Origin of the sequence: Acinetobacter sp. UBA5934 (assembly GCF_002430855.1) — a bacterium.
GTDB lineage: Bacteria > Pseudomonadota > Gammaproteobacteria > Pseudomonadales > Moraxellaceae > Acinetobacter.
In genome coordinates this window covers 611-2,673 of the sequence record NZ_DJDC01000068.1, presented here as the reverse complement: position 1 = coordinate 2,673, position 2,063 = coordinate 611, and the positions used below count along the sequence as shown (strand labels likewise).

The following is a 2,063-nucleotide window of genomic DNA, read 5'->3' as shown; positions in this document are numbered from 1 at the left end:
ACCCAGCCGAAGCCAGGTTTTATCTGTTTTTTTATCTTTCAGTACAATCAAGTAATTAACTTAATTTCATTTTTTCAAACTCAAGATGACCATTTTCTCCTTTGACGGAAATAGTATCTCCTGGCAGAAAATCACCACTCAGGATTTTTTGAGCCAATGTATTTTCCACTTGTTGCTGGATAGCACGCTTCAATGGACGAGCACCATATACCGGGTCAAAACCCGCCTCAATCAATTGATCGAATGCACTGTAATCCACTGAAAGGCGCATATCTTTTTCGCTTAATCGTGCGCGTAAACGGTCCAGCTGAATATCAGCAATACCACGAATCTGGGCTTTTTTCAGTGAATGGAACACCACCAGCTCATCAATACGGTTAATAAACTCTGGACGGAAATGTTGCGATACCGCACTCATGACCACTGCCCGAACTTCATCATCAGTTGCGTGCTCGCCCAGTTCACGTACATCCTGTGAACCTAGATTTGAGGTCAAGACAATGACCGTATTTTTAAAATCAACCACACGGCCCTGCGAGTCTGTCAATCGGCCATCATCCAGCACTTGCAGTAAGATGTTAAATACATCTGGATGCGCTTTCTCAACCTCATCAAACAATACCACGCTATAAGGCTTACGACGCACGGCTTCAGTTAAGATCCCGCCCTCTTCATAGCCGACATATCCTGGAGGCGCACCGACCAAACGGCTGACTGAATGTTTTTCCATGAACTCACTCATGTCAATACGTACCATGGCATCATCACTGTCAAACAGGAAGTTTGCCAAAGCCTTGGTCAGTTCAGTTTTACCTACCCCGGTCGGACCGAGGAACAGGAATGAGCCACTTGGACGGTTTGGATCGGACAATCCTGCACGAGAACGACGCACTGCATTCGATACCGCCACTACAGCTTCATCCTGCCCGACCACACGGTTATGAAGGAATTCTTCCATATGCAGCAATTTTTCGCGCTCACCTTGCAGCATTTTTGCGACTGGAATACCCGTTGCAGCACTCACCACTTCAGCAATTTCATTTTCAGTGACTTTGGTACGAATCAGTTTTGGCTCTTCATTGTTTTCTTCAGCCACTTCTTCAGCATCAAGACGTTTTTGCAACTCTGGAATGACGCCATATTGCAAACGGCTAGCTTCTGCCAGATCACCTTCGCGCTGGGCCTTTTCGAATGCGGTACGTGCCTTGTCCAATTCCACTTGCGCCTGGCTTGTACCTTCAACTAGTCTTTTCTCGGCAATCCACTGTTCTTCCAGATCGCTATATTCACGCTGAACTTCTTCGATCTGTTTTTCCAGATGGCTGACTTCAGCTTTGCTGACCGAATCTGCATCCTGTTTCACCGCTTCCAGCTGCATTTTCAGTTGAATCAAACGGCGGTCTAAACGGTCAAGTGGCTCAGGTTTTGAGTCAATTTCCATTTTGATGCGTGAAGCTGCTTCATCAATCAGGTCAATTGCCTTATCTGGCAACTGACGGTCAGTAATGTAGCGATGTGACATTTTCGCAGCCGCGATAATAGCTGAATCCAGAATTTGTACACCATGATGAGTTGCGTATTTTTCTTTCAAACCACGTAAAATCGCAATGGTATCTTCAACACTCGGTTCATCCACCAATACTTTCTGGAAACGGCGTTCCAGCGCTGCATCTTTTTCAATATATTGACGATATTCATCCAGTGTTGTTGCGCCGACACAGCGTAACTCACCACGTGCCAATGCAGGTTTTAACATATTGCCTGCATCCATTGCGCCGTCGCCCTTACCCGCGCCGACTAAAGTATGCAACTCATCAATGAATAGGATAATTTCCCCTTCATATTTGGCCAAATCTTTCAGCACCGCTTTTAGGCGTTCCTCAAACTCACCGCGATATTTTGCGCCTGCAAGCAATGAACCCAAGTCCAACGATAGAACGCGTTTTCCTTTAAGTCCTTCAGGAACTTCGCCATTGACAATACGCTGCGCTAGACCTTCAACAATTGCCGTTTTACCGACACCAGGTTCACCAATCAGCACCGGGTTGTTTTTGGTACGACGT

The 2,063-nt window shown here is 46.1% G+C and carries 1 protein-coding gene; it reads right to left on the bottom strand.

Annotated elements, in window-relative coordinates; translation table 11 throughout:
• Positions 1-55: 55 nt before the first annotated feature.
• The coding region (locus B2Y23_RS04720; protein WP_291369336.1) for an AAA family ATPase at positions 56-2,063 on the bottom strand (2,008 nt) is incomplete at its 5' end.